Below are 25442 nucleotides of genomic sequence, written 5' to 3'. Positions count from 1 at the left end.
CCCGGACGTCGTGCTGCGCGCCGCGCCCACGTCGCTGCGGGCTCTGCTGCGGGCCGTGCGGTCGGGCGGGGCCGCCCCCCCCGGGGGCGGGGCCCCCCCGGGGGGGGGGCCCCCGGCACCGGTCGTTTTCGTGCGGGTCCGGCTCGTGCGGGTCCGGCTCGTGCGGGTCTCGTACGCGTACGGCTCGTGCGGGTCAGTACGCGTACGGCTTCGCCGGGGCGCCGTCGGCCTCCGGGGCCGGGGCCTCGGCCTGCGCGGGAACCGTCGGCGCGCCGAAGCCGAACTCGCGGAGCATGCGCCACACGCCGTCGGCGCCCTGCTCGTACAGCGCGAAGCCGGTGCAGGACCAGTCGGCCGCGTACCCGCTGAGCTCGTCGTAGGCCCGGTCCATGGCCTCTTCGGCGATGCCGTGCGCCACCGTGACATGCGGGTGGTACGGGAACTGGAGCTCGCGCGCGACCGGGCCGGACGCGTCCCGCACCCGTTTCTGCAGCCAGGTGCAGGCCGCCGCGCCCTCGACGACCTGGACGAAGACGACCGGCGACAGCGGCCGGAAGGTGCCGGTGCCGTGCAGCCGCATCGGGAAGGGGCGGGACGCGCCCGCCACCTCCGCGAGATGCGCCTCGATCGCGGGCACCGAAGCCGCCGGGACCTCGGTCGGCGGGAGCAGCGTGACGTGGGTGGGGATGCCGTGTGCCGCGGGGTCGCCGAAGCCCGCGCGCCGCTCCTGGAGCAGGCTGCCGTAGGGCTCCGGGACCGCGATCGAAACGCCGAGCGTTACGGTCCCCACGTCGTTCTCCTCCTGTGCGGTCGGCGGGTGCGTGCCGGTTCCTGTGCGGTCGGCCGGTTCCGGTGCCGTCGGTCGGTCAGTGCTTGGCGGGCAGGAAGCCCACCCGGTCGTACGCCTGGGCGAGTGACTCCGCGGCGACGGTCCGGGCCTTCTCCGCGCCCTTGGCGAGGATCGAGTCCAGCGTCTCCGGGTCGTCCAGGTATTCCTGGGTGCGCGCGCGGAACGGTGTGACGAACTCGACCATCACCTCGGCGAGGTCCGTCTTCAGCGCACCGTAGCCCTTGCCCTGGTACTTCTGCTCCAGTTCCGGGATTCCGGTGTCGGTGAGCGTGGAGTAGATGGTGAGGAGGTTGCTGACGCCCGGCTTGTGCTCCGGGTCGAAGCGGATCTCGGCCTCGGTGTCGGTGACCGCGCTCTTGATCTTCTTGGCCGTGGTCTTGGGCTCGTCGAGCAGGTTGACCAGGCCCTTGGGCGTGGAGGCCGACTTGCTCATCTTGACCGCCGGGTCCTGGAGGTCGTAGATCTTGGCGACCTCCTTGACGATGTGCGCGGCCGGGACCGTGAAGGTCTGCCCGAAGCGCGCGTTGAAGCGCTCGGCGAGGTCGCGGGTCAGCTCGACGTGCTGGCGCTGGTCCTCGCCCACCGGGACCTGGTCGGCCTGGTAGAGGAGGATGTCGGCGACCTGGAGCACGGGGTAGGTGAACAGCCCGACCGTGGCGCGGTCCGCGCCCTGTTTGGCCGACTTGTCCTTGAACTGCGTCATCCGGGACGCCTCGCCGAAGCCGGTGAGGCAGTTCATCACCCAGCCGAGCTGCGCGTGCTCGGGGACGTGGCTCTGGATGAAGAGGGTGCAGCGCTCCGGGTCGAGACCGGCGGCGAGCAGCTGCGCGGCGGCGAGCCGGGTGTTGGCGCGCAGCTCGGCCGGGTCCTGCGGAACGGTGATCGCGTGCAGGTCGACGACCATGTAGAACGCGTCGTGGGTCTCCTGCAGGGCGACGTACTGACGGATCGCGCCGAGGTAGTTCCCGAGGTGGAAGGAACCTGCGGTGGGCTGGATGCCGGAGAGCGCGCGGGGACTAACAGAGGCCATGCCCGTCATTGTCTCAGGTGCGGGGACTGGCTCGGGCACAGGTGGGTGTGGGGGGTGTGGTGGGGGGGTGGGGGGGCACGCCCGCGCCCCCCACCCGCCGCCGTCAGCTCAGGTCGATGCCCGGATACAGCGGGAAGTCGGCCAGCAGATCCGTCGCGCGGTGCGCGACCTCGTCCGCGATCTTCGGGTCCAGGACGTACTGCGCCTTGGACGGCGTGCCCTTGCCGGTGGTGCCGGGCTGCGATGTGGTGAGGACCGTGTCGATGAGCGCGGCGATCTCGTCCATCTCCCTGGCCCCGAGGCCGCGGCTGGTCAGCGCGGGGGTGCCGATGCGGATGCCGGAGGTGTACCAGGCGCCGTTCGGGTCGGCCGGGATGGCGTTGCGGTTGGTGACCACGCCCGAGTCGAGGAGCGCGGACTCGGCCTGGCGGCCGGTGAGGCCGTAGGAGGAGGCGACGTCGATCAGGTTGAGGTGGTTGTCGCTGCCGCCGGTGACCAGGGTCGCGCCCCGGCGCAGCAGCCCGTCGGCCAGTGCGCGGGAGTTGTCCACGACGCGCTGGGCGTAGTCCTGGAAGGCGGGCTGCCGGGCCTCGGCGAGCGCCACCGCCTTCGCCGCCATCACGTGCGGCAGCGGGCCGCCGAGCACCATCGGGCAGCCGCGGTCGACCTGGTCGGCCAGTGAGGAGTCGCAGAGCACCATGCCGCCGCGCGGGCCGCGCAGCGACTTGTGGGTGGTCGTGGTGACGATCTGGGCGTGCGGTACGGGGTCGAAGTCGCCGGTGAGGACCTTGCCCGCGACCAGGCCCGCGAAGTGGGCCATGTCCACCATCAGGGTCGCGCCGACCTCGTCGGCGATCTCCCGCATGACGCGGAAGTTCACCAGGCGCGGGTAGGCCGAGTAGCCCGCGACGATGATCGCGGGCCGGAACTCGCGCGCGGTCTTGCGCAGGGCCTCGTAGTCGAGCAGGCCGGTGCTCGGGTCGGTGCCGTAGCTGCGCTGGTCGAACATCTTGCCGGAGATGTTGGGGCGGAAGCCGTGGGTGAGGTGGCCGCCCGCGTCCAGGGACATGCCGAGCATGCGCTGGTTGCCCAGGTCGCGGCGGAGTTCGGCCCAGTCCTGCTCGGAGAGGTCGTTGACCTGGCGGGCCCCGGCCCGCTCCAGGGCGGGGGCCTCGACCCGCTGGGCGAGCACGGCCCAGAAGGCGACCAGGTTGGCGTCGATGCCGGAGTGCGGCTGGGCGTAGGCGTGCTGGGCGCCGAAGAGTTCGCGGGCGTGCTCGGCGGCGAGCGCCTCGACGGTGTCGACGTTGCGGCAGCCCGCGTAGAAGCGGCGGCCGACGGTGCCCTCGGCGTACTTGTCGCTCATCCAGTTGCCCATGGCGAGCAGCGTGGCGGGGGACGCGTAGTTCTCGCTGGCGATCAGCTTGAGCATTTCGCGCTGGTCGGTGAGCTCCTGGCCGATGGCGTCGGCGACCCGCGGCTCGACCTCGCGGATCACGTCGAGCGCGCTGCGGAAGGCGGTGGACGCGGTAGCCGCGGTGGATGCGGCGGACGCGGCGGCGTGGGTGGGCTTGGCAGGCTCTGGCATGGCGGACGGACCTCCGGACGTGACGTTCACATCAGTTCGTACACGGGTCGGCCCAGGCGCGCGGCACACAGGTCAAGGACCGCTCCCCGATGGTCTGTCCCATCTCAGCACGCCAGTCACGGTCCTGAGGGCAGACTACCTGGCGACGCCGGGCGAGTTTTCTTCGTCCAGCATGCGAACGAGGATAGAAAGGGGCACCACCCTCGCCCCGCACCGCAGAACGAACGGAGATCCCGTGTCTCGTACGACTGCAACAGACCTGGCCATCGCCGCGGCCGACGCGCACAGCGCGCACAACTACCACCCGCTGCCCGTCGTGGTCGCGACGGCGGACGGCGCCTGGATGACGGACGTCGAGGGCCGTCGCTATCTCGATCTGCTCGCCGGGTACTCGGCGCTCAACTTCGGCCATGGCAACCGCCGTCTGATCGAGGCGGCCAAGGCCCAGCTGGACCGGGTGACGCTCACCTCGCGGGCGTTCCACCACGACCGGTTCGCGGAGTTCTGCACGCGGCTGGCCGAGCTCTGCGGCATGGACATGGTGCTGCCGATGAACACCGGCGCGGAGGCGGTCGAGACCGCGGTGAAGACCGCGCGGAAGTGGGGGTACCGGGTCAAGGGCGTCAAGGAGGGCGGGGCGAAGATCGTCGTCGCGGGGAACAACTTCCACGGCCGTACGACCACGATCATCAGTTTCTCGACGGACCGGGAGGCGCGGGCCGACTTCGGGCCCTACACGCCGGGCTTCGAGATCGTGCCGTACGGCGACCTCACCGCGCTGGAGCACGCGGTGTCCGAGAACACCGTGGCCGTGCTGCTGGAGCCGATCCAGGGCGAGGCCGGGGTGCTGGTACCCCCGGCCGGGTATCTGGCGGGCGTACGCGAGCTGACGCGGGAGCGGAACGCGCTGTTCATCGCGGACGAGATCCAGTCCGGGCTCGGCCGTACGGGCCGGACGTTCGCCTGCGAACACGAGGGTGTGACGCCCGACATGTACATCCTGGGCAAGGCGCTGGGCGGCGGGGTCGTCCCGCTGTCCGCGGTGGTGTCGAGCGCCGAGGTGCTCGGCGTGTACCGGCCGGGCGAGCACGGCTCGACGTTCGGCGGCAATCCGCTGGCCTGCGCGGTGGGTCTTGAGGTGATCGCGATGCTGCGGACCGGGGAGTTCCAGCAGCGGGCCGCCGAGCTGGGCGAGCATCTGCACCATGAGCTGGGCCTGTTCACCGGCGGCGCGGTGCGCGCGGTGCGGGGGCGCGGGCTGTGGGCGGGCGTGGACATCGATCCGGCGTACGGCACCGGGCGGGAGATCTCCGAGAAGCTGATGGACCGCGGGGTGCTGGTCAAGGACACCCACGGCTCCACGATCCGGATCGCGCCGCCGCTGGTGATCAGCAAGGAGGACCTGGACTGGGGCCTGGAGCAGCTCCGGGAGACGCTGGCGGGCTGAGGGCTGTCTCCTTCGCTGGCCGGTCCGCCCGCCGCGGGGTGATCGTGGCGGCGGACCGGCCGGCGAGGTGGCGTGCGGCGGACCGGCCGGGCGGCGGCGGATCGGGCGGCGGCACGTCAACAGCGGCCTTCGCGTCAACCTCAAAACCGTCCATTGACGCGACAGTTGGTCTGGACCAATGATGCGGGCATGCCGAAGAAGAGAACACGCAGAGCACTCGCCGCACTCGCCCCGATGCTGTTGTTCCTTGGCCTCACCGGGTCCGCCCAGGCAGGGGCCGCCACCCCGGCCGCGCAGTGGCCCGAGCCGGTCCCCGTGGTCAGCCAGGTGGACACCGACGACCCCGTCGTCTTCCTCACCATCGACGACGGCTGGGGAGCCGACCAGGCGGCCGACGCGCAAAAGCTGCTCCTCGACCGCCAGATCCCGGCCTCGCTCTTCCTGCTGCCCGGCGCGTACGAGACGTACCCGGACTACTACCGCACCCTCCTGGCCAACGGCCCGTCACGAGTCGAGAACCACACGGTCAACCACCCTGACCTGACCGCGCTCAGCGAGTCGGAGCAGCGCGCGGAGATCTGCGGCGCCCGCGACCGGCAACTGGCCGCCTTCGGCGACAGCCCGCGCCTCTTCCGCCCCTCGGGCGGGGCGACGTACCCCTGGCCCTACCACAACGACGACACCCGCACCGCGGCGCGCGCCTGCGGCGCCGAGGCGCTGGTGATGTGGGCCCACGACCTGTCCTGGGGGCAGCAGCCCACGCGGGACTTCCAGCCGGGCGACATCGTCCTGCTGCACATGGGCCCGACCCTGGAGGCCGACCTCACCCGCGCACTCGCCGCCGCCGACGCGGCGGGCCTCAAGCCCGCGAAGCTCCGCCAGTACCTCACCGACTGACGCCCGGTCAGCCCGTCCGTTCCGTCCATCCGTCCCGCCCGCCCGGCAGCGGCCGCCCCGCCGCCGGGCGTGCGGCGCGTCAGCGCGGCTGCGTGCCGGGCGGCGACCGGGCCCTCCGCGGCCAGCGTCCCGCCTCGCTCGCGCAGCACGATGCCCCGGCACCCGCGGCAGGCGTGCGGGCGTGCGGCGTGGCTGGCTGCGGGCGGGCGGGCGGTGTCGGGCCCGTGTTGGGGCCCGTGTGGCTACGGGAGTACCCGGCAGAGTGCGTCCAGGGCGCCGGACCACGCGTGGTCCGGCGGGGTTCCGTAGCCCACCACCAGCGCGTCGCGCGTGGGGGCTTCGGTGTCCGGGTGGCGGAAGCGGCTGAGTCCGAGCAGGCCCAGGCGCTGCCAGGCCGCGCCGCGCAGCACCGACTGCTCGGTGCCGGGCGGGAGTTCGAGTACCGCGTGCAGCCCGGCCGCGATCCCGCTCACCGTCACCTCGGGCGCGCGCTCCCGCAGCGCGGCCACCAACTGGTCACGCCGCCCCCGGTAGCGCAGCCGCGCGGCGCGCACATGGCGGTCGTACGCCCCCGAGGTGAGGAACTCCGCGAGCGTCAGCTGATCCAGAGCCCCGCAGGCCCAGTCCTCGGGCCCCTTGGCCTCGGCCACGGTGGACGCGAGCGAGCCGGGCAGCACCAGCCAGCCCAGCCGCAGCCCCGGCGCCAGGGACTTGCTGGCCGTCCCCATATAGACCACCCGGTCCGGGTCGAGGCTCTGCAGCGCCCCGACCGCCTGCCGGTCATAGCGGAACTCGCCGTCGTAGTCGTCCTCCAGGATCAGCCCGCCGCTGAGCCGCGCCCACTCCACGGCCTCGGCCCGCCGCTCGGGCGACAGTGGCATCCCCAGCGGGAACTGGTGCGCGGCCGTCAGCAGCACCGCGCCCGGTCGCATCGCCGTCAGCTCGTCGGTACGGGTGCCGAGCGCGTCGAGCGGCAGCGGCGGCAGCCGCAGCCCGGCCGCCGCCAGCAGCTCCCAGTGGACGTCGAGCCCGTACGACTCCACCGCGACATCCCGCACCCCGCGCTCCCGCAGCACCTTCGCCAGCAGCGTCAGCCCGTGCGCGAAGCCCGAGCAGACGACGATCCGGTCCGGGTCCGCGTACACGCCACGGGCCCGCGACAGATAGTCGGCCAGCGCGGCGCGCAGCTCGATCCGGCCGCGCGGATCGCCGTAGCCGAGCGCGTCGTTCGGGGCCGCGGCCAGCGCCCGGCGGGCCGCCTTGAGCCATTCGGCGCGCGGGAAGGACGCGAGGTCCGGAGTGCCCGGCAGCAGGCTGTACGCCACCGAGCCGCCCCCGCGCGCCGGTTTCGGCGGCGCGGCCGGACGCGGCACCGCCCGCCGCGCGACCCGCGTACCGGAGCCCTGCCGCGCGGTCAGCCAGCCCTCCGCCACCAGATCCGCGTACGCGTCGGCCACGGTGTTGCGCGCGATGCCCAGGTCGGCGGCGAGCGAGCGCGAGGACGGCAGCCGGGTGCCGGGGGCGAGCCGACCGCCGCGTACGGCCTCGCGCAGCGCGTCGGTCAGGCCGCGGCGCAGCCCCGAGGCCCGCAAGTCCAGATGCAGGTCGACGCCCAGACTGGCCCAAGATTCCGGCATGGAAATGGACCATACCCCTGGGCTGCCCGGTCGTTAAGTTCTTACCCATGACCACAGAGAACGCACCGGCGTACGTACCCGAGCACACCCCCCGGCTCAACTGGACCGAGCACGCCCCCGAGGTCTACCGGGCGATAGCCAGGGCCGAGGCGGCCGCCGCGAAGGGGGTCGACCCCGTCATCGCCGAACTCGTCAAGATCCGCGCCTCGCAGCTCAACCACTGCGCCTTCTGCCTGGACATGCACACCAAGGACGCGCTCGCCCAGGGCGAGACGGTCCAGCGGATCGTCCAGCTCAGCGCCTGGGAGGAGTCCAAGCACTTCTACACGGAGAAGGAGATCGCGGCGATCGAGCTGACCGAGGCGGTCACCGTCCTGACCGACGGCTTCGTCCCGGACGAGGTCTACGAGAAGGCGGCCAAGCACTTCGACGAGCGGGAGCTGGCCCACCTGATCGCCCAGATCGTCACCATCAACTCCTGGAACCGCTTCGCGGTGTCCACCCGGATGGTGCCGGGCCACTACCAGCCCGGCGACCTGAAGTAGCGGCGGGCGCGGCGATGACCGCACACGCCTTCAGGGCGCTGCACCACGACCGCGCCCCCGGCGACCCGCTGGTCCTGCCCGGACCGTGGGACGCCGCCAGCGCCCGGCTCCTGGCAGCGGCCGGTTTCCCGGCGCTGGCGACGCCCAGTGCCGGGGTCGCGGCCGCGCTCGGCTACGAGGACGGGGCCGTGCCCGCCGCGGAGATGTTCGCGGCGGTGGCCCGGATCGTCCGGGCCGTGTCCGTGCCGGTCTCCGCGGACCTGGAGTCCGGGTACGGGCTGGCCCCGAAGGAGCTGGTGGCCCGGACCCTGGACACCGGCGCGGTCGGCGTGAACCTGGAGGACTCCGTGCACGGGGTGCTCCAGGACCCGCGGCGGCACGCGGACTGGCTGGCGGAGGTGCGGGCCGAGGCGGGGGATCGGCTCTTTCTCAACGCGCGCGTGGACACGTTCATCCGGGGCGTGCCGGACCCCGCGGCCGCTGTCGACCGGGCCCGCCTGTACGTGGCCGCGGGGGCGGACTGCGTGTACCCGATCCACGCGCCGGTCGCGGCGCTGCCGGAGCTGCGGGCGGGCGTCGACGCGCCCCTCAACGCCCATGCGCGGCCGGACGGTGCGAGTGTGCGCGAGCTGGGCGACGCGGGCGCGACCCGGATCACGTTCGGGCCCGGCCTGCACCAGGCGGCGCTGGCCTCCCTGGCAGAGACGGTGCGCGGACTGACGGCGGACTGACAGCGGACTGGCGGCGGCCGACGACGGATCGGCGCGGGCGCGTGATCTAGGTCACGTGCTGTCACAGCGGCCGAGGACGCGGTGTCTTGTGACCGAACCCCTGATACGGGCTCCCCTGATACGGGGCGGGACACGGAGGAGACACCATGGCCGACAACGCACACGTGGTAGTGATCGGCGGCGGGTACGCGGGCGTGATGGCCGCGAACCGGCTGACCCTGCGCGACGGCGTGACCGTGACGCTGGTCAACCCGCGCGAGACCTTCGTCCACCGGGTCCGGCTGCACCAGTACGCGGCCGGGTCCGGTGACGCGCTCGTCGCCTACCGGGACGTCCTGGCCGACGGCGTCCACCTCGTGGTCGACACCGTCACCCGGATCGACACGGCCGGGCGCGACCTGAGCCTGGCGACCGGCGGCACGCTCGGCTACGACTACCTGGTCTACGCGGTGGGCAGCGGCAGCGCCGACCTGAACGTGCCGGGCGCGGCCGGGTCCGCCTACCCGATCGCCACCCTGGAGGACGCCCGGCGGCTGCGGTCCGCCGTCGACGCCACGCCCGCGACCGCCCCGGTGACGGTGGTCGGCGGCGGCCCCACCGGTATCGAGACCGCCGCCGAACTGGCGGAGACCGGCCGCGCGGTGACCCTGGTCTGCGGCGGCGTGCTCGGCCCGTACCTGCACCCCCGCGGTCGGCGCGCGGTCGCCAAGCAGCTGGCCGAGCTCGGCGTGACGATCATCGACGGCACCGGCGCGAAGGTGACCGCCGTGACCCGCGACGCCGTACGCCTCGCCGACGGCCGGGAGCTGCCGAGCGAGGTCACCGTCTGGACCGCGGGCTTCAGCGTGCCCGACCTGGCCGCGCGCAGCGGGCTGACCACCGACGCCCTGGGCCGCCTGCTCACGGACGAGACCCTGACGAGCGTGGACGACGCGCGCGTCGTCGCGGCCGGTGACGCGGCCGCGCCGTCCGGCCTGCCGCTGCGGATGAGCTGCCAGGCCGCGATGCCGCTGGGCGCGCGGGCCGCCGACACCGTACTCAGCAGGCTCGCGGGCGAGCAGCCCGACACCCTCAACCAGATGTTCACCGGGCAGTGCGTCAGCCTGGGCCGGGACGCCGCTGTCGTCCAGCTCGCCCGCAGGCACGACGTGGCGGTGCCGCTCCACATCGGCGGCCGCACTGGAGCATGGCTCAAGGAATTCGTGTGCGTCAGCGTCGTCAAGTACCTGACCGGCGAGGCGCGCAAGCCCGGCGGGTACCGTCTGCACCGGATGTCGGGGGGATCCATGCGCGGACAGCAGCTGCGCGCCCAGAGCACACCGGTGAAGGAGAAGGCCCAGGGATGACCGACCACGCTGCCGACCCGGCGACCGAGGCGTTCCTCGCCCACCGCAACCTGCTCTTCACCGTCGCCTACGAGATGCTCGGATCGGCCGCCGACGCCGAGGACGTCCTCCAGGAGACCTGGCTGCGCTGGGTCAAGGCCGACCTGGACCAGGTACGCGACCAGCGCGCCTACCTGGTCCGGATCACCACCCGGCAGTCGCTCAACCGGCTGCGCACCGTGCAGCGCCGCAGGGAGGCGTACGTCGGCCCCTGGCTGCCCGAGCCGATGATCACCGCGCCGGACGTGGCCGACGACGTCGAACTCGCCGAGAGCGTGTCCATGGCGCTGATGCTCGTCCTGGAGACGCTGTCGCCGACCGAGCGCGCCGTCTTCGTGCTGCGCGAGGCCTTCGACGTCGGCTACGACGACATCGCGGCCGCCGTCGACAAGACCCCCGCCGCGGTCCGCCAGATCGCCCACCGCGCCCGCCAGCACGTGGACGCCCGCCGCCCGCGCCGTGCGGTGTCGCCGCGCGAGTCCCAGGCGGCCGCGGAGTCGTTCCAGCGCGCGCTCGACACCGGCGACCCGCAGGTGCTGCTCGACGTGCTCGCCCCCGACGTCGTCCTGGTGTCCGACGGCGGCGGCGTCAAGAGCGCCGCGCGCCACCCGGTCGTCGGCGCCGACAAGGTGACGCGCATGTTCCTCGGCGGCACCAGCAGGTTCGCGGGCAGGGTCGCCCTGGAAGCGACCACGGTGAACGGCGACCCGGCCATGTTCGTCCGCCTGGACGGCGAGCTCGACGGCGTCGCGGTGATGCGCGTCGAGGACGGCCTCATCACCCGCCTGTACTACGTCCGCAACCCCGAGAAGCTGACCCGCGTCGAGTCCGCGACGCCGCTCACCCTGCGCTGAGAGCACCACCGGTAGCACCACCGGTACGCCGCCGCCCCGCCCCCGACGCGCGGACACGCCTCGGGGGCGCGGCCGCCGGTCCGCGGGCCGCCCGGCTGGGATTCTGGGCGTATGGACTGGCTGAAGAAGCTCCCCGTGATCGGCCCGCTCGTCACACGGCTGATGACCACTCACCTATGGCGCTCGTACGAGACCCTGGACCGGGCCCACTGGACCCGGCTCGCCGCCGCGATGACCTTCACCAGCTTCCTCGCGCTCTTCCCGCTGCTCACCGTCGCCGCCGCGATCGCCGCCGCGACGCTCAGCACCCAGCAGCAACAGGACCTCCAGGACAAGCTCGCCGAGCAGGTGCCCGGCATCTCCGAGCAGCTGGACATCGCCACGCTGGTGCAGAACGCGGGCACGGTCGGCCTCGTCGCGGGCGCCCTGCTGCTGTTCACCGGCATCAGCTGGGTCGGCTCGATGCGGGAGTCCCTGCGCGCGGTCTGGGGCCTGGAGGACACCGACGAGAACCCCCTCCTGCGCAAGCTCAAGGACGCGGGCGTCCTGGCGGGGCTCGGCCTGACCGGGCTGTTCTCGCTGGCCGCTTCGGCCGTCGGCAACACCGCGCTGTTCTGGTTCGTACGGCGGCTGGGGCTCGACGACGAGGGCCCGGTCCGCTGGGTGCTGCTGGTCTCCGTGCTGGCGCTGGCGGTCCTCGCGGCCTTCCTGATCCTCCTCTACGTGCTGACCCTGCTGCCCGGTGTGCAGCCGCCGCGCCGCCGCCTGGTGGTCGCCGCGCTCATCGGCGCGGTCGGCTTCGAGCTGCTCAAGGCGCTGCTCGGCAGCTATATGAAGGGCGTCGCCGCGAAGTCCATGTACGGCGCGTTCGGCGTGCCGGTGGCGCTGCTGATCTGGATCAACCTGACCGCGAAGCTGCTGGTGTTCTGCGCCGCGTGGACGGCGACGGGAGCGGAGGAGCGGGAGGAGCGGGAGGAGCCGGAGGAGCCGGAGGAGCCGGAGGAGCCGGGGGAAGAACCCCCGGCGCGGGGCGACCCGGACGCCGCCGAGGCCCAGCCGGACGTCAGGAACCGGCCCGGCGGCCCAGCGGCCACCGGCGGTTGACCAGGAACACCCCCGCGCCGACGGTCGCGAGCACACCCCCGACGACCGCGAGCGCGATCCCCAGACCGCTGGACCCGCTCTGCTCGCCGTCCGCGTCCGAGGCCGCGGCCGTGCCGTCCGCGCCGCCCTTCTCTTCCTTCTTCGCCCCGTCCTGCTCCTTGCCGGGCGCGGGCGCGGCCTCGGACGCCTCGCCCCTCACCTTCACGTTCCGCGGCGGCACCAGCTCGCCGACCGGGTCCACCTTGCCGGACGCGGCGAAGCCCCAGTCGAGGAGCCGCGCGGTCTCCTTGTAGACGGCGTGGCTCTCGTCCGATTCCGGGTTCATCACGGTGACCAGGAGCACCGTGCCGTCCCGCTCGGCGACCCCGGTGAAGGTCGTTCCGGCGTATGTGGTGGACCCGTTCTTGACGCCCGCGATGCCCGGATACGGGGTCACCCCGTTCGCGCCGGTGAGCAGCCGGTTGGTGTTCTGGATCTCGAAGGGCTCGCCCTTCTTCCCGTCCTTCTCCGCGCCGGGGAACTTGGCCTTGACGGTGGCGGCGTACTCCCGGAAGTCCTTCTTCTGCATCCCGGAGCGGGCGATCAGCGTGAGGTCGTACGCGCTGGAGACCTGGCCCTTGGCGTCGTAGCCGTCCGGGTTGACCACCTTCGTGTCGAGCGCCTGGAGCTCACGGGCGTGCTGGTTCATGTCCCGTACGGTCTTCGCCTTGCCGCCGTTCATGGCGCACAGGACGTGGACCGCGTCGTTGCCGGAGCGCAGGAAGGCGCCGAGCCACAGATCGTGGGCCGTGTAGGTCTGGTGCTCCTTGATGCCGACCAGGCTGCTGCCTTCCCCCATGCCCTCCAGGTCCTCGGGGGCGACCGTGTGCTTCCGCGTCTTCGGGAACTTCGGCAGCAGGGTGTCCGCGAGGAGCATCTTCATCGTGCTCGCCGGGGCCAGCCGCCAGTGCGCGTTGTGCGCGGCGAGCACCTCGCCGGACTGGGCGTCCGCCACGATCCAGGAGCGCCCGGTCAGCTTCTTCGGCAGCACCGGGGCGTCGCCGCGAAGCTCGACCTGGGTGCCGGGCTGCCCCAGCCGGGTCCCGCCGACCGTCGACATCGAGGCCGGTGGCTTCGGCTTGTCGTCCGGCTCGTCGTCCGCGAGCGCGGGGACAGTGACGGAGATGCTCAACAAAGTGACAGAAGTGACCACGGCGGCGGTCTTCTTAAAGGCGTGCACGGTCGGAAACGTACAGCGTGTGGCGCGGAACACCAGACCCGGCGCACCCCGGCGACGGCACGAAACGGACGGCCGCGATACTGGGCCCATGAAGCTCAGCCGCCCCGTCTCCTGGTTCCTGCTCGCCTTCGGGGTGTGGTCCTGGGTCATCTGGGTCACTTTCATCAAGAATCTGTGGAAGGACGCGAGCGGGCTCGCCTTCGACGACGCCGGTGATCCGACCGCGTACTTCTGGGTTCATCTGCTGCTCGCTGTGACGTCCTTTGTTCTGGGGACGGTGGTCGGAGGCATCGGGTTCCGATCGCTGCGAGTGCTGCGGCGCACGTCCTAGAAAGTGCCGGGAGTGCCGGAAGTGCTGGGAGCGCTGGAGTGCCTGACCTGATCGTCAGAGGGAGTGCCTGAAGTGATCGTCCTGGTCGTGCTCGTCGTCCTGGCCGTGCTCGCGGTCCTCGCCACCCTGCACTGGTACGTCTGGCGCAGGCTGGTGCGGGACACCACGGCGCCGCGTGGCGTGGGCCGCCGCGCGGGCACGGCCGTGTTCGTCGCCGGTCCGCTGCTGATGGCCGGCGCGCTGGTGAGCGGGCGGGCCGGGCTGCCGTTCCCGGTGCAGCAGGCGCTGGCCTGGCCCGGCTATCTGTGGCTGGCGCTGGCCATGTACGTCCTGCTGGCGCTGCTGGTGGGCGAGGCCGTACGGCCCTTGCTGCGGAGGTTCCTGGAGCGGCGGGCGGCGTCGCGGGCGGCGTCGGCGACCGCCCAGCGGGCACCCGTACGGGAGACCCCCGTACGGGAGGCGGCGCCGGTCCCGGCACGCGGCGGCGCCACCGTGCCCGAGCCCGCCACCGCCCCCGAGCCCGAGCCCGCGCCCGACGCCGAGGCGTCGCCCGCCCCCGAGCCGAACGCCGCGCCCGCCTCCGCGCCCGCGTCCCGTGACCTGTCCCGCCGTCTGTTCGTCTCGCGCGCGGTCGGCGGCGCGGCGCTCGCCGCGGCCGTCGGCACCGTCGGCTACGGCGCCTACGGGGTGCTGCGCGGCCCGCGCGTCAAGAACGTGACCGTACCGCTGGCCAAGCTGGACCGCGCCGCGCACGGCTACCGGATCGCGGTGGTCAGCGACATCCACCTCGGCCCGATACTCGGCCGCGCCCACACCCAGCGCATCGTCGACACCATCAACGCCCAGCAGCCCGACCTGGTCGCCGTCGTGGGCGACCTGGTGGACGGCAGCGTGGCCGACCTCGGCCAGGCCGCCGAGCCGCTCGCCCAGCTGCGGTCCCGGCACGGCTCGTACTTCGTCACCGGCAACCACGAGTACTTCTCCGGGGCGGAGGCGTGGGTCGACCACGTACGGGAGCTGGGGCTGCACCCGCTGGAGAACGCGCGGGTCGAGCTGGGAGCCTTCGACCTCGCGGGCGTCAACGACATCGCGGGCGAGAACGAGGGCCAGGGCCCCGACTACGACAAGGCGCTCGGCGACCGGGACACCGGCCGCGCGTCCGTGTTGCTCGCCCACCAGCCCGTGGCCATCCACGACGCCGTGCGGCACGGCGTCGACCTCCAGCTGTCCGGACACACCCACGGCGGCCAGCTGTGGCCGGGCAACTTCGTCGCGGACCTGGCCAACCCGACCCTGGCCGGGCTCGAACGCTACGGCGACACCCAGCTGTACGTGACGCGCGGCGCGGGCGCCTGGGGCCCGCCGGTCCGGGTGGGCGCGCCGTCGGACATCACCGTGGTCACCCTGGCGTCCAAGCGGACCTGACCCCGCTCAACCGGCCCGGCCCCAGCGGTAGCGCCGCTCGGGCCGCCCCGTCGTGCCGTACCGCAGGGTGACGACCGCGCGCCCGGTGGAGACGAAGAACTCCAGATAGCGGCGGGCGCTGACGCGGGACAGGCCGCTGTGCGCGGCGCATTCGGAGGCCGATACGCCTTCGGGGTGCGCGGCGAGCGCGCGGGCCACCAGCTCGGCGGTCTGCTCGGTGACGCCCTTGGGCAGCCGGGCGGGCGCGACGGTCGTACCGGACACGGCCGACACGGACGGCATGGCCGACGCGGACGGCGCGGACGGCATGGGCGGCACGCTCGGGCCGGGAGAAGCAGGAGCGGCAGCGGCAGCGGCGGGCGCGGACGGTGCGGGCAGCCCGTACGGCAGGCCCGGCGCGGGAGCGGCGGCCGGGCGGGCGGTGCCGAATACCCGGTCGACGTCGTTCTGGCCCGGCGTGGCGATCGTCTTGAGCTCCTCGTGCCGTCGGGCGTAGTGCGCCAGCCGCTCATGCAGCACGGGCGCCTCGAACGGCTTGATGATGTAGTGCACGGCGCCCCCGCGCAGCGCCCCCCGCACCGTGTCCGCGTCCTGCGCCGCGGTCACCACCAGGACATCCACGTCGCCCGGCGGTCCCTGCCCGTGGCGCAGCTCGCGCAGCACAGCAAGCCCGCTCATGTCCGGCAGGTAGATGTCCAGCAGCATCAGGTCGGGGCGCAGCTCGCGCACCGCGGCCAGCGCGTCGGCGCCGCTGCGGGCCTCGCCGACCACCGTGAAGCCGGGGGCCCGCTCGACCAGCTTGCTGTGCAGCCGGGCCACCATGAAATCGTCGTCGACGACCAGCACTCTGATCATGGAACCTCTCCTTCCGCCGACGTGGACGCGTGCGACACGGTGGCCTTATCCGGCTCGGCCGCCCGCGGCAGCACCGCCCGGAACTCCGCGCCGTCCGCGGTGACCGAACCGCCCCGCCGCGCGCAGGTCATCCGCACGATGGCGAGTCCGACGCCGCGCTGGCCGCCCGACGCCGCCGTCTTGGTGGTGAAGCCGTGCCGGAAGATCTCCTCGGTGAGTTCGGGCGCGACACCGGGCCCCGAGTCCCGCACCCGGACCCGTACCGCCGTATCCCGCTCGGTCAGCTCCACCTCGACCCAACTGTCGGGCCCGGTGTTGCGCACCGCGTCGAGCGCATTGTCCACGAGGTTGCCGACCACGGTCACCAGGTCCGACGAGAGGGCGTCGGCGACCTGCCCGAGTCCGCTGCCGTCGGTGATCCGCAGGGCGGCCCCCTGCTCGGCGGCGAGGCTCGCCTTGGCGATCAGGAGCGCGGCCAGCGAGGGGTCGGCGACCTTGGAGATCACCTCGGCGGTGCGCCGGGTGTGGGTGCCGCTGATCCCGCGCACATAGCGGGCCACCTCCGGATACTCCGCCAACTCCACCAGACCGGCGATCACATGGAGCTGGTTGTGGAACTCGTGCGCCTGGGCGCGCAGCGTGTTGGTGGCGCTGCGGGTGGTGTCCAGCTCGCTGCGGAGCGCGACCAGTTCGGTCAGGTCGCGCATCGTGGTGACCGAGCCGCTGGTCCCGGCCCTGGTGACCAGCGGCATCCGGTTGAGCGTCAGCATCCGGTCTCCGGCGATCACCACTTGGTCGACGCCCCGCACCCGCCCGGCGAGCACGTCGTGCAGCGCCGGATCGACGGCCAGCTCGTCCAGCGTGCGCCCCGGCGCGTCGGCGGGCAGCCGCAGCAGGTCCACGGCGGTGTCGTTGGCGAGCGTCACTCTGCCCTGCCCGTCCAGGCCGATCACCCCCTCCTTGATCCCGTGCAGCATCGCCTCCCGGTGCTCCACCAGGGCGGTGATCTCGCCGGGTTCGAGGCCGAGCGTCTGCCGCTTGATGCGGCGCGCGAGCAGCACCGAGCCCGCCGCGCCGAGCGCGCTGGCGATGCCCAGATAGACCAGCAGGTACGGCGCCGCGGTGGCGATCCGCGCCCCCAGGTCGGGGTACGCGCGCCCGGCGACCACCGCGCCGAGCAGTCGGCCCCGCTCACCGAACACCGGCACATGCGCCTCCACCGCGTCCCGGCCAGCGGGCTCGGCGCTGCCTACCCAGGAGCGTCCGGAGAACACCTCGCTGGCGCCCAGCGGGAGCCGCCGTCCGATCCGCCGCGGGTCGATGTCCGTGAGCACCTGCCGGTCCGTACCGGCGATGATCACGTACGTGGCGCCCGAGACGCTGCGCGCGCTCTCCGCGGCGGGCTGGAGTATGCCCTGCTCGCCGGCGTCGGCGAGGCCGACCCGTACGGCGTCGGTGGAGGCGACGGTCTCCGCCACGCTCAGCAGCCGACGGCCCTCGGCGCGGCGGAACTGCGCGTTCGACTGGGCCACCGACACGGCCGCGATGACGGCGAGTACGACGACGACCAGCGCGAGCTGCAGGGCCAGAAACTGCCCGGCGAGCGACAGCCGAGGCGCGAACAGCCGGGATATCCGCCCCACATCACCCTCCCTGTCTCGCTTTCCCGGCTCACTCACCGTGCGGTCGACATTGTGCCGCCACCCGGCGCTCTCGGGCCGTGAACACTATGTCCACAACTTTCGTTATCGCCAATAGCTGCACAACGCCCGGCCCCCCTTCCCGCGCGCTTCTCCCGCTGCTTGCATATCGCCCCACCCCCCGACGTATGCATCAGCTCACCTGGAGGAAGCATGTCCCGATCAGGCCCCAGGGCAGTCAAGGCGGCCGTCGCGGCCGGTTCGGCGATCCTGCTTCTCGCCGCCTGCGGTCAGCAGCAGGACACGGCCGCGTCCGGCGGCGACTGGAAGCCCACCAAACCCATCGAGTACGTCGCGCCCGCCGCGACCGGCGGCGGCTGGGACACCCTGGCGAGAACCAGCGCCCGGATCCTGGACGAGTCGAACCTGCTGGACCGGCCGCTGAGAGTGGTGAACAAGCCAGGCGCGGGCGGCGCGATCGGCTGGTCGTACGTCGCCAAGCACCAGAAGGACCCGCACAAGCTCTTCGTCACCAGCCCGCCCATCCTGCTGGTGCCGCTGGCGGGCACGTCCGGGCAGACGTACCGGGACTTCACGCCGATCGCCCGTCTGAACAGCGAGCCGCTGGCCTACGTGGTCAAGGCCAGCTCGCCGTACAAGACCTTCGGCGACCTCGCGAAGAAACTCAAGGCCAGCCCGAAGGACGTCAGCGTGGCGGGCGGCTCGGGTCCCGGCAGCCTCGACCACGTCGGTCTCGCGGGCGCCGTGCAGGCGGCGGGCGCCGACGCGTCGAAGGTGAAGTACGTGCCCTTCGACGGCGGCGGCGAGGCCCTCACCTCGCTGCTCGGGGGCCACGCGGACGCGGCGGTCGCGGGCGCGTCCGAGGTGCAGCCGCTGGTGCGCTCCGGCGACCTGCGGGTGCTCGCGGTCTCGTCGAAGGAGCGCTCCCCGATCCTGCCGGAGGTCCCCAGCCTCACCGAGAGCGGCGTGGACTACGTCTTCGACATCTGGCGCGGTGTGATGGCGCCGGGAGACCTGAGCGAAAGCCAGATCGCGTACTACGAGAAGGCATACGCCGAGATGGTCAAGCAGGACTCCTGGAAGAAGGAGAGCGAGAAACTCGGCTGGACCGACGCGTTCCTGGGCAGCGAGGAATTCGGCGCGTTCCTCGACGAGCAGAACAAGGAATACGCCGAAGTCCTCGCCAATGTCGGACTGAAGAAGTAGCCGGGGCGCGAGCATGCACCATTTCCGTTTCACTCAGCGCAAGTTGGCCGTGGTGCTCGGCATCCTGGCCGTGGCGTACACCGTGCAGGCGTACCGCATCCCGGAGTTCACCGCGGTCGAGACGCCGGTCCAGCCCGGCGCGCTGCCGCGGGTGCTCGGCGTGGTGCTGTTCGTGCTGAGCGTGGCGCTGTTCTTCCAGAAGCCGAAGCGCGAACAGGAGCAGGAGCCCGCGGCCGCGCCCGAGGCCGAGGCGGCGCCCGAGCCCGAGGCGGCGCGGGCGGGCCGTCCGGTGCTGGGCCGCTTCTCCGACACCCGCCTGGAGCTGGCCGCCCTGCTCGGCGCGATCGCCCTGTACGTCGTGCTGTTCGTCCCGCTCGGCTTCGTCCTGTCCACCGCCCTGTTCGTGACCGCAACGGCCTGGCACCTCGGCTACCGCAAGCACGCGGTGAACGCCCTGGTCGGCGCCTCCGTCGCGCTGGCCCTCTACCTCGCCATGTCCGAAGGGCTCGACATCGCCCTGCCCACCGGGCCACTGCCCTTCTGACCGGAGCCCGCCATGGACGCTTTCTCCCACCTCATGAGCGGCTTCGGGGTCGCGCTCTCGCCCGGCAACCTGATGTTCGTCTTCCTCGGCGTGCTCATCGGCACCGTGATCGGCATGCTGCCGGGCCTCGGCCCGATCAGCGCGATCTCGCTGATGATCCCGGTCGCCTTCACCATGGACCCGATCGCGGCGATCATCATGCTTTCCGGGGTCTACTACGGCGCCATCTTCGGCGGTTCGACCTCCTCGATCCTGCTGAACGCCCCCGGCGTCGCGGGCACGGTCGCCACCTCCTTCGACGGCTATCCGCTGGCCCGCAAGGGCGAGGCGGGCAAGGCCCTGTCGATCGCCGCGATCGCCTCCTTCATCGGGGGCACGATCGGCGTCGTCGGCCTGATGCTGATCGCCCCGTCGCTGTCGTCCCTCACGGTCAGCTTCGGCCCGGCCGAGTACTTCGCCCTGATGGTCCTCGGCCTGACCGCGGTGGTCTCGCTCTCCGGAGCCAACCTCACCAAGGGGCTGATCTCCGGCACGGTCGGCGTGATGATCGCGCTGGTCGGCATCGACTCGCAGACCTCGGTGCTGCGCTTCACCTTCGGCCGCCAGGAGCTGTACGAGGGCGTGGAGTTCCTGATCGTGGCGCTCGGCGTGTTCGCGCTCGCGGAGGTCTTCGTGATGCTGACGCGCCGCGGTCAGGGCGCCCGGACCGGGACGATCAGCTCGCTACGGCTGACCGGGCGCGAGTTCAAGGAGATCAGCGGGCCCACCGGGCGCGGCTCCGTGCTCGGCTTCTTCGTCGGCGTACTGCCGGGCGCGGGCGCCACGATCGCCTCGTTCCTCTCGTACTCCTTCGAGAAGCGGCTGGCCAAGGACGGCAAGACGTTCGGCAAGGGCAACATCAAGGGCGTCGCGGCGCCCGAGTCCGCGAACAACTCCGCGGCCGTCGGCTCCTTCGTACCGCTGCTGACGCTCGGCGTGCCCGGATCCGGCACCACGGCGGTGCTGCTGGGGGCGCTCCTGGTCCTCGGCGTACAGCCGGGGCCGCTGCTCCTGGACGAGCAGCCGGACATGTTCTGGGGCGTCGTCGCCAGCATGTACATCGGCAATGTCGTCCTGCTGATCCTGAACCTCCCGCTGATCCCGCTCTTCGCCAAGGTGCTCAAGACCCCCCAGGCGCTCCTGCTGCCCCTGGTCGTGGTCTTCTGCGTGGTCGGCGTCTACGGGCAGTCCTTCTCGACGTTCGACCTGTGGCTGCTGGTCGGGTTCGGGGTGCTGGGCTTCCTGATGCGGGCGAATGACTTCCCCGCGGCACCGCTCATCCTCGGGGTGATCCTCGGCGGACTGATGGAGAAGTCGATGCGGCAGGCGCTGCTGATCTCCTCCGGCGACGTCAGCACGTTCGTCACCAAGCCGATCTCGGCGACCCTGCTCGGGCTCGCCGCGCTCTCGCTGCTGGCCCCGCTCTTCGGGCAGCTGCGGCGGAGCCGTCGGGGGCGGGCGTTGCCCGAGACCGATGCGGCGGGTCAGGATGCCCCGCAGGACAAGGCCGGAACCCGAGCGTGACCGTCTGAGAGGCATGAGCACCCGAGCATGAGCACCCGAGCATGAGCACCCGAGCATGAGAATCCGCGCCGTCGCGGCGGTGTCGCTGCTGGTCTCGCTGTCGCTGTCGCTGCTGGGCGGTTGCACCGTCGAGCCGGAGCGGGACGAACCGCTCCGGCTGATGGTGCCGACACCCGCGGGCGGTGGCTACGACGTCACCGCCCGTACGGTCGCGCTCGCCCTGGAGGAGTCGGGACTCACCGCCGAGACCGAGGTCTTCAACCTCAACGGATCGGCCGGTACGACCGCGCTCACCCGGCTCGTCCACGAGTCCGGCAACGACAGGCTGTTGATGCAGATGGGCCTCGGCCTGGTCGGCAGCGCGCTGACCACCGACGCGGGCCAGTCCGTGGCCGAAGCGACGCCGCTGGCCCGCCTGATCGAGGAGCCGGAGGCCGTCGTGGTGCCCCAAGGTTCCCCCTACCGGACCCTGGAGGACCTGATCGAGGCCTGGCGCGGCGGTGAGCCGGGCCTGCGCGCCGGTGTCGGCTCGCATCTCGGCGGCCCCGACCATCAGGCGCTGATGCTGCTCGCCGAGACGGTCGGTCTGTCCCCCGCCACGGTGCCCTTCGGCCGCTACGACGGAGGCGGCGAACTCCTGGCAGCGCTGCTGAGCCGCAAGGTGGACTTCGCGCTCACCGGCTCAGCCGAGTACCGGCACGCGATCGCGGCGGGACAGCTGCGCGTTCTCGCGGTCACCGGACCGGCACGGGTGCCCGGCATCGACGCGCCCACCCTCCGCGAGGCCGGGCACGACCTGGAGGTGGTCAACTGGCGCGGCCTGCTGGCCCCGCCCGACCTCACCGACCGCCAGCGCGCGGACTTGCTCGACCTGTTGGACCGCCTCCGCGTGACCCCGCAGTGGCGCCGCGCCCTGCGTGCCAACGGCTGGACCGACGCGTACCTGCCAGGTGACGCCTTCGCCCGCTTCCTCACCCGTGAGAACGACCGCGTCGACGCCCTGCTGACCCGGCTGGGCCTGACGGTCTAGTCAGCGGGGCCGGTCGGATCGGTCGGGCCGGTCGGGCCGGTCGGATCGGCCGGACCGTTCGCGGACTCCGTGTGGAGGACCTCGCGGGCCTGCTCCGCGGCGCGCAGGATGCTCTCGCTGACGAACTCGCTGAACCGGGCGATGTTCTCCAGGCGGACGGCCGCCGGGGTGTCACGGCCGAGCACGGCGACGCCCTGCCGCGCGGTCTCGGCGATCTGGGCGACGCCGCGGGCGCTGGCGAGCGTCGACTGGTAGAAGACGTCGCCGTCGACGAGATAGCGCTCGCGGCGGCGCTCGTCGCGTTCCCGCCGGATGAGGCCGTGGCCTTCGAGCGCCGCGACCGCCTTGGAGACGGAAGCGGGGCTGACCTGGAGCCGCCGGACCAGCTCGGCCGCGCTGACGCTGCCGGTGTCGGTGGTGAACAGGCAGGTCAGCACCCGTGCGGTCATCTTGGGCAGGCCCTGCGCCATGAACAGGGTCGTGAACGACTCCTCGTACTCGCGTACGGCCTCGGCGTCGCGCCCGTGCGTCTGCTCCGGCGTCCCCTGGGTGCGGGGCGCGGCCTGTCTGCGCCGGTGGGCGCGGCGCTCGGTGGCGCGGTGGGCCAGGTCGGCGCGGTATCCGGCGGGGCCGCCGTTGCGCATCACCTCGCGTGTGACCGTCGAGGTGGGGCGCTCCAGACGTCTGGCGATCTCCGCGTAGGCGAGGCCGTCGGCCAGCCCCAGTGCGATCTGCTGGCGCTCCTGCTGGGTGAGCCTGCCTCCCGGCATCCCGATCTCCCCTCACGCGTTGGTCCGGCCCGCCCAGCATAGCGTTCACTTTCATCTCATTGCAACGAACTAGAGATCTCTCGTTGCGTTAATCGCACGCCCGTTGCAACGATTTCTCGGCTCTGACCTGCACATACTGTGATTTCGTGCAACGAGTGCGTTGAACGATCCTTGAACGCAACGTAGCTTTTCCAATGTCGGAAACGCAGAGCGCCAACGGACACCGGAGGACACGATGCAGAAGTTCACCACCGCCACCCCGATCACCGCCGTCTTGAACGTCCCCGCGGGCCGCATCCAGGTCATCGCCGCCGACCGCGCCGACGCGACGGTGGAGATCCGGCCCGCCAACCCGGCGAAGGGCCGCGATGTGAAGGCGGCGGAGCAGTCCGCGGCCGCCTACGAGAACGGCGTCCTGCGGATCGACGCCCCGGCCGCGAAGAACCAGTACTTCGGCCCCTCCGGCGCGGTCGAGGTCACCCTCCGGCTGCCCACCGGCTCGGCCGTCGAGGCGAAGGCGGACTGCGCCGAGGTCCGGGGCGTCGGACGCCTCGGACACGTCACCGTCGACGGCGCGCTCGGCACGGTGAAGCTCGACGAGGCCGCGAGCGCCCGGCTGAGCGCGCAGGCCGGAGACGTCACGGTCGGCCGCCTGACCGGCCCCGCCGAGATCAGCACCCAGAAGGGCGACATCCGCGTCACCGAGGCCGCGTCCGGCACGGTCGTCCTGCGCACCCGGATGGGCGATGTGTCGGTCGGCGCCGCGGCCGGGGTCTCCGCCCGCCTGGACGCCGGGACCGGACAGGGCCGCATCGACAACGCGCTCAAGAACGCCGACGGCGTCGCCGCCGAGCTGACCGTCCACGCGACCACCGACCTCGGCGACATCACCGCCCACAGCCTCTGACCCACAGCCTCTGACCCACAGCTTCTGATCCGCAGCCTCTGAGGGAGCACCCACCATGACGAACCTGGCCATCGCGGCGAACGGGCTGCGCAAGTCCTACGGCGACAAGCGCGTACTGGACGGCGTCGACCTGCGCATCCCGCCGGGCACGGTCTTCGCGCTGCTCGGCCCCAACGGGGCCGGAAAGACCACCGCGGTCAACATCCTGTCCACCCTCGTCACCGCCGACGGCGGACAGGCCCACGTCGCGGGCCACGACATCGCGGCGGCACCGGACGGGGTACGGGCCGCGATCGGCGTCACCGGGCAGTTCTCCGCCGTCGACGGCCTGATCACCGGCGAGGAGAACATGCTTCTCATGACGGACCTGCACCACCTGCCCAAGCGCGAGGGGCGGCGGGTCGCCGCCGAACTCCTGGAACGCTTCGACCTGACCGAAGCGGCCCGGAAACCGGCCGCCACCTACTCCGGCGGCATGAAGCGCCGCCTGGACCTCGCCATGACCCTGGTCGGCGACCCGCGGATCATCTTCCTCGACGAGCCGACCACCGGCCTCGACCCGCGCAGCCGCCACGCCATGTGGGGCATCGTCCGCACTCTGGTGGCCGACGGCGTCACCGTCTTCCTCACCACCCAGTACCTGGAAGAGGCCGACCAGCTCGCCGACCGCGTGGCGGTGCTCAACGACGGCCGGATCGCCGCCGAAGGCACCCCCGACGAACTGAAGCGGCGCATCCCCGGCGGCCACGTACGCCTCCGCTTCGCCGAACCGGCCGCGTATCAGGCCGCGTACCAGGCCGCGGCCGTCGCCCTGCGCGAAGCGGCCCGCGACGACGAGGCGCTGACGCTGCGACTCCCCAGCGACGGCAGCCAGCGCGAGCTGCGCTCGATCCTCGACCGGCTGGACACGGCCGGAGTCGAGGCGGACGAGCTGACTGTGCACACCCCCGACCTCGACGACGTGTTCTTCGCCCTGACCGGCGCCGCCGTCCCGGCCCAGACCTCCCAGAAGGAGACCGCCCGATGAGCAGCTCGCTGTCCCTGGCCGTACGCGACTCGTCCACGATGCTGCGCCGCAACCTCCTGCACGCCCGGCGCTACCCGTCCCTCACGCTGAACCTGCTGCTCACGCCGATCATGCTGTTGCTGCTCTTCGTCTACATCTTCGGCGACGCCCTGAGCGCGGGCCTCGGCGGCGGGCCGGGCGGCGGGGGCGCGGACCGCTCCGCGTACCTCGCCTACGTCGTACCGGGCCTGCTGCTGATGACCATCGGCAGCACCGTGATCGGCACGGCGGTGTCCGTCTCCAACGACATGACCGAGGGCATCATCGCCCGCTTCCGCACGATGGCGATCCACCGCCCGTCGGTGCTCGTCGGCCATGTCGTCGGCAGCGTCCTGCAGTCGATCGCGAGTGTGGTCCTGGTCGGCGCCGTGGCCGTGGCGATCGGCTTCCGCTCCACCGACGCGACGGCCCTGGAATGGCTCGCGGCGTTCGGACTCCTCGCGCTCTTCGCCCTGGCGCTCACCTGGATCGCCGTCGGCATGGGCCTGGTGAGCCCGAACGCCGAGGCCGCGAGCAACAACGCGATGCCGATGATCCTGCTGCCGCTGCTGTCCAGCGCGTTCGTGCCGCTGGACTCGATGCCGGGCTGGTTCCAGCCGGTGGCCGAGTACCAGCCGTTCACGCCCGCCATCGAAACCCTCCGCGGCCTGCTGCTCGGCACCGGGATCGGCCACAACGGATGGCTCGCCGTCGCCTGGTGCCTGGGCCTCGCGGTCCTCGGCTACTTCTGGTCCACCGCGAAGTTCCACCGCGACCCACGCTGACGCACTCAGCACTCAGCACTCAGCGCTCAGCGC

General features: G+C 72.4%; 24 protein-coding genes and 1 riboswitch. Of the genes, 16 read left to right on the top strand and 8 right to left on the bottom strand.

Annotated elements, in window-relative coordinates:
- Positions 1-193 precede the first annotated feature (193 nt).
- The 3 genes from ACX6XY_RS13605 to ACX6XY_RS13595 form a co-directional block, all read right to left on the bottom strand.
- Entirely contained in the window at positions 194-790 is a 597-nt protein-coding gene (locus ACX6XY_RS13605) for a 2'-5' RNA ligase family protein (protein WP_460329786.1), read from the bottom strand.
- A 76-nt stretch (positions 791-866) separates the two neighbouring features.
- The gene (trpS, locus tag ACX6XY_RS13600) at positions 867-1880 is read right to left on the bottom strand and encodes a tryptophan--tRNA ligase (RefSeq protein ID WP_460329784.1); all 1014 of its coding nucleotides are present in this window, start codon (positions 1878-1880) and stop codon (positions 867-869) included.
- A gap of 103 nt (positions 1881-1983) precedes the next feature.
- A complete protein-coding gene (locus tag ACX6XY_RS13595; protein ID WP_460329782.1) occupies positions 1984-3468 on the bottom strand; it encodes a glycine hydroxymethyltransferase in 1485 nt (494 codons plus the stop codon).
- Between the two features lie 43 nt (positions 3469-3511).
- Positions 3512-3598: riboswitch (ZMP/ZTP riboswitch) on the bottom strand.
- Between the two features lie 42 nt (positions 3599-3640).
- Between ACX6XY_RS13595 and rocD the strand changes: the two genes are divergently transcribed.
- Both rocD and ACX6XY_RS13585 read left to right on the top strand, forming a co-directional pair.
- On the top strand, positions 3641-4915 hold the full coding sequence (rocD, locus tag ACX6XY_RS13590) for an ornithine--oxo-acid transaminase (RefSeq protein WP_460329780.1): 1275 nt from the start codon (positions 3641-3643) through the stop codon (positions 4913-4915).
- Between the two features lie 189 nt (positions 4916-5104).
- Positions 5105-5812, top strand: coding sequence for a polysaccharide deacetylase family protein (locus ACX6XY_RS13585; protein WP_460329778.1), 708 nt, complete (start codon positions 5105-5107; stop codon positions 5810-5812).
- 242 nt (positions 5813-6054) lie between these two features.
- Here the strand turns inward: ACX6XY_RS13585 and pdxR are convergent, their stop codons facing one another.
- Positions 6055-7449, bottom strand: coding sequence for a MocR-like pyridoxine biosynthesis transcription factor PdxR (gene pdxR, locus ACX6XY_RS13580; protein WP_460329776.1), 1395 nt, complete (start codon positions 7447-7449; stop codon positions 6055-6057).
- Positions 7450-7496: 47 nt separating this feature from the next.
- Between pdxR and ACX6XY_RS13575 the strand changes: the two genes are divergently transcribed.
- The 5 genes from ACX6XY_RS13575 to ACX6XY_RS13555 all read left to right on the top strand — a co-directional run bounded on the left by ACX6XY_RS13575 (position 7497) and on the right by ACX6XY_RS13555 (position 12068).
- Positions 7497-7994, top strand: a complete 498-nt coding sequence (locus ACX6XY_RS13575; protein ID WP_460329774.1) for a carboxymuconolactone decarboxylase family protein — start codon at positions 7497-7499, stop codon at positions 7992-7994.
- 14 nt (positions 7995-8008) lie between these two features.
- Positions 8009-8725, top strand: a complete 717-nt coding sequence (locus ACX6XY_RS13570; protein ID WP_460329772.1) for an isocitrate lyase/PEP mutase family protein — start codon at positions 8009-8011, stop codon at positions 8723-8725.
- A gap of 146 nt (positions 8726-8871) precedes the next feature.
- On the top strand, positions 8872-10071 hold the full coding sequence (locus ACX6XY_RS13565; RefSeq protein WP_460329770.1) for an NAD(P)/FAD-dependent oxidoreductase: 1200 nt from the start codon (positions 8872-8874) through the stop codon (positions 10069-10071).
- Complete coding sequence (locus ACX6XY_RS13560; protein WP_460329768.1) at positions 10068-10964, top strand: RNA polymerase sigma-70 factor; 897 nt, start codon at positions 10068-10070, stop codon at positions 10962-10964. The genes ACX6XY_RS13565 and ACX6XY_RS13560 overlap by 4 nt, the downstream gene beginning before the upstream one ends.
- 111 nt (positions 10965-11075) lie before the next feature.
- A complete protein-coding gene (locus tag ACX6XY_RS13555) occupies positions 11076-12068 on the top strand; it encodes a YihY/virulence factor BrkB family protein (RefSeq protein ID WP_460329766.1) in 993 nt (330 codons plus the stop codon).
- Here ACX6XY_RS13555 and ACX6XY_RS13550 read toward each other — a convergent pair.
- Positions 12028-13287, bottom strand: a complete 1260-nt coding sequence (locus ACX6XY_RS13550) for a D-alanyl-D-alanine carboxypeptidase family protein (RefSeq protein ID WP_460329764.1) — start codon at positions 13285-13287, stop codon at positions 12028-12030. The two genes, ACX6XY_RS13555 and ACX6XY_RS13550, sit on opposite strands and share 41 nt — an antisense overlap.
- 88 nt (positions 13288-13375) lie before the next feature.
- On the opposite strand from ACX6XY_RS13550, the gene ACX6XY_RS13545 reads away from it, so the two are divergent.
- Both ACX6XY_RS13545 and ACX6XY_RS13540 read left to right on the top strand, forming a co-directional pair.
- Positions 13376-13618 carry an SCO4848 family membrane protein gene (locus ACX6XY_RS13545; RefSeq protein WP_460329762.1) on the top strand — a complete coding sequence of 81 codons (243 nt, stop codon included), beginning with the start codon at positions 13376-13378 and terminating at the stop codon, positions 13616-13618.
- Between the two features lie 72 nt (positions 13619-13690).
- Complete coding sequence (locus ACX6XY_RS13540) at positions 13691-15043, top strand: metallophosphoesterase (protein ID WP_460329760.1); 1353 nt, start codon at positions 13691-13693, stop codon at positions 15041-15043.
- 6 nt (positions 15044-15049) lie between these two features.
- Here the strand turns inward: ACX6XY_RS13540 and ACX6XY_RS13535 are convergent, their stop codons facing one another.
- Positions 15050-15898 (bottom strand): response regulator transcription factor, encoded by an 849-nt coding sequence (locus ACX6XY_RS13535; protein WP_460329758.1) that lies wholly within the window; start codon positions 15896-15898, stop codon positions 15050-15052.
- Complete coding sequence (locus ACX6XY_RS13530; RefSeq protein WP_460329755.1) at positions 15895-17541, bottom strand: sensor histidine kinase; 1647 nt, start codon at positions 17539-17541, stop codon at positions 15895-15897. The genes ACX6XY_RS13535 and ACX6XY_RS13530 overlap by 4 nt, the downstream gene beginning before the upstream one ends.
- A 210-nt stretch (positions 17542-17751) precedes the next feature.
- On the opposite strand from ACX6XY_RS13530, the gene ACX6XY_RS13525 reads away from it, so the two are divergent.
- The 4 genes from ACX6XY_RS13525 to ACX6XY_RS13510 are packed head-to-tail and all read left to right on the top strand — an operon-like array spanning position 17752 to position 21902.
- The gene (locus tag ACX6XY_RS13525) at positions 17752-18765 is read left to right on the top strand and encodes a Bug family tripartite tricarboxylate transporter substrate binding protein (RefSeq protein WP_460329753.1); all 1014 of its coding nucleotides are present in this window, start codon (positions 17752-17754) and stop codon (positions 18763-18765) included.
- Positions 18766-18778: 13 nt separating this feature from the next.
- Positions 18779-19309, top strand: coding sequence for a tripartite tricarboxylate transporter TctB family protein (locus ACX6XY_RS13520; RefSeq protein ID WP_460329751.1), 531 nt, complete (start codon positions 18779-18781; stop codon positions 19307-19309).
- A gap of 12 nt (positions 19310-19321) precedes the next feature.
- Positions 19322-20872 (top strand): tripartite tricarboxylate transporter permease, encoded by a 1551-nt coding sequence (locus ACX6XY_RS13515; protein ID WP_460329749.1) that lies wholly within the window; start codon positions 19322-19324, stop codon positions 20870-20872.
- Between the two features lie 55 nt (positions 20873-20927).
- Positions 20928-21902 (top strand): tripartite tricarboxylate transporter substrate binding protein, encoded by a 975-nt coding sequence (locus ACX6XY_RS13510; protein WP_460329747.1) that lies wholly within the window; start codon positions 20928-20930, stop codon positions 21900-21902.
- On the opposite strand, the gene ACX6XY_RS13505 is transcribed toward ACX6XY_RS13510, so the two are convergent.
- Positions 21899-22672, bottom strand: a complete 774-nt coding sequence (locus ACX6XY_RS13505) for a helix-turn-helix domain-containing protein (RefSeq protein WP_460329745.1) — start codon at positions 22670-22672, stop codon at positions 21899-21901. The two genes, ACX6XY_RS13510 and ACX6XY_RS13505, sit on opposite strands and share 4 nt — an antisense overlap.
- A 235-nt stretch (positions 22673-22907) precedes the next feature.
- On the opposite strand from ACX6XY_RS13505, the gene ACX6XY_RS13500 reads away from it, so the two are divergent.
- Genes ACX6XY_RS13500 through ACX6XY_RS13490 form a run of 3 tightly spaced genes read left to right on the top strand, consistent with a single transcriptional unit; the run spans position 22908 to position 25409 of the window.
- Complete coding sequence (locus ACX6XY_RS13500; protein WP_460329743.1) at positions 22908-23579, top strand: DUF4097 family beta strand repeat-containing protein; 672 nt, start codon at positions 22908-22910, stop codon at positions 23577-23579.
- Between the two features lie 55 nt (positions 23580-23634).
- Positions 23635-24606 (top strand): ATP-binding cassette domain-containing protein, encoded by a 972-nt coding sequence (locus ACX6XY_RS13495; protein ID WP_460329741.1) that lies wholly within the window; start codon positions 23635-23637, stop codon positions 24604-24606.
- Positions 24603-25409: an ABC transporter permease gene (locus ACX6XY_RS13490; protein WP_460329739.1), complete on the top strand. Its 807-nt coding sequence runs from the start codon at positions 24603-24605 to the stop codon at positions 25407-25409. The genes ACX6XY_RS13495 and ACX6XY_RS13490 overlap by 4 nt, the downstream gene beginning before the upstream one ends.
- Positions 25410-25442: the final 33 nt, after the last annotated feature.

The sequence above is a fragment of the Streptomyces sp. O3 genome (assembly GCF_054788135.1).
The sequence above is the reverse complement of the archived record's forward strand: the minus strand, read 5'-3'. Positions and strand labels throughout refer to the sequence as shown.

What these genes read in the sequence shown, in the direction of transcription:
- ACX6XY_RS13560 (WP_460329768.1), top strand. Translation starts at nt 10,068, where the DNA reads ATGACCGACCACGCTGCCGACCCGGCGACCGAGGCGTTCCTCGCCCAC.
- ACX6XY_RS13595 (WP_460329782.1), bottom strand. Translation starts at nt 3,468, where the DNA reads ATGCCAGAGCCTGCCAAGCCCACCCACGCCGCCGCGTCCGCCGCATCC.
- ACX6XY_RS13515 (WP_460329749.1), top strand. Translation starts at nt 19,322, where the DNA reads ATGGACGCTTTCTCCCACCTCATGAGCGGCTTCGGGGTCGCGCTCTCG.
- pdxR (WP_460329776.1), bottom strand. Translation starts at nt 7,449, where the DNA reads ATGCCGGAATCTTGGGCCAGTCTGGGCGTCGACCTGCATCTGGACTTG.
- ACX6XY_RS13545 (WP_460329762.1), top strand. Translation starts at nt 13,376, where the DNA reads ATGAAGCTCAGCCGCCCCGTCTCCTGGTTCCTGCTCGCCTTCGGGGTG.
- ACX6XY_RS13520 (WP_460329751.1), top strand. Translation starts at nt 18,779, where the DNA reads ATGCACCATTTCCGTTTCACTCAGCGCAAGTTGGCCGTGGTGCTCGGC.
- ACX6XY_RS13510 (WP_460329747.1), top strand. Translation starts at nt 20,928, where the DNA reads ATGAGAATCCGCGCCGTCGCGGCGGTGTCGCTGCTGGTCTCGCTGTCG.
- ACX6XY_RS13500 (WP_460329743.1), top strand. Translation starts at nt 22,908, where the DNA reads ATGCAGAAGTTCACCACCGCCACCCCGATCACCGCCGTCTTGAACGTC.
- ACX6XY_RS13495 (WP_460329741.1), top strand. Translation starts at nt 23,635, where the DNA reads ATGACGAACCTGGCCATCGCGGCGAACGGGCTGCGCAAGTCCTACGGC.
- ACX6XY_RS13535 (WP_460329758.1), bottom strand. Translation starts at nt 15,898, where the DNA reads ATGATCAGAGTGCTGGTCGTCGACGACGATTTCATGGTGGCCCGGCTG.
- ACX6XY_RS13505 (WP_460329745.1), bottom strand. Translation starts at nt 22,672, where the DNA reads ATGCCGGGAGGCAGGCTCACCCAGCAGGAGCGCCAGCAGATCGCACTG.
- ACX6XY_RS13525 (WP_460329753.1), top strand. Translation starts at nt 17,752, where the DNA reads ATGTCCCGATCAGGCCCCAGGGCAGTCAAGGCGGCCGTCGCGGCCGGT.
- ACX6XY_RS13585 (WP_460329778.1), top strand. Translation starts at nt 5,105, where the DNA reads ATGCCGAAGAAGAGAACACGCAGAGCACTCGCCGCACTCGCCCCGATG.
- ACX6XY_RS13570 (WP_460329772.1), top strand. Translation starts at nt 8,009, where the DNA reads ATGACCGCACACGCCTTCAGGGCGCTGCACCACGACCGCGCCCCCGGC.
- ACX6XY_RS13565 (WP_460329770.1), top strand. Translation starts at nt 8,872, where the DNA reads ATGGCCGACAACGCACACGTGGTAGTGATCGGCGGCGGGTACGCGGGC.
- trpS (WP_460329784.1), bottom strand. Translation starts at nt 1,880, where the DNA reads ATGGCCTCTGTTAGTCCCCGCGCGCTCTCCGGCATCCAGCCCACCGCA.
- ACX6XY_RS13490 (WP_460329739.1), top strand. Translation starts at nt 24,603, where the DNA reads ATGAGCAGCTCGCTGTCCCTGGCCGTACGCGACTCGTCCACGATGCTG.
- rocD (WP_460329780.1), top strand. Translation starts at nt 3,641, where the DNA reads ATGCGAACGAGGATAGAAAGGGGCACCACCCTCGCCCCGCACCGCAGA.
- ACX6XY_RS13575 (WP_460329774.1), top strand. Translation starts at nt 7,497, where the DNA reads ATGACCACAGAGAACGCACCGGCGTACGTACCCGAGCACACCCCCCGG.
- ACX6XY_RS13555 (WP_460329766.1), top strand. Translation starts at nt 11,076, where the DNA reads ATGGACTGGCTGAAGAAGCTCCCCGTGATCGGCCCGCTCGTCACACGG.